A 229-nucleotide genomic window follows, 5' to 3' on the forward strand; every position below is an offset into this window, starting at 1 on the left:
TCCCTGCAATGTTACTGACAGAGATCAGGCCAATTTCGTTCAGGCCCGTAACGCAGTCAGCACTGGCGAACTCGGCAGACTGCGCCGTTGTACCTACCAGTCCGGCAGAAAACAGCAGTGAGGATAAGGCAAGTGATTGTTTCATCGTCAGCTCCATTATTCGTACCCCTACACATGGCAGGGCATTCCATCGCGATAATAAACCTCAAGCTCCCTGCTGTTGGTTTAT

At 51.1% G+C, this 229-nt stretch carries 1 pseudogene; it reads right to left on the bottom strand.

The annotated features are described in order from the left end of the window. Positions 1-145 (bottom strand): annotated as a pseudogene (yjfN, locus tag FDX22_RS30015) (DUF1471 family protease activator YjfN); the annotation flags it as partial. Positions 146-229 lie beyond the last annotated feature (84 nt).

Source organism: Citrobacter sp. TBCS-14, assembly GCF_005280805.1.
In the GTDB taxonomy this organism is placed as follows: domain Bacteria; phylum Pseudomonadota; class Gammaproteobacteria; order Enterobacterales; family Enterobacteriaceae; genus Citrobacter; species Citrobacter gillenii.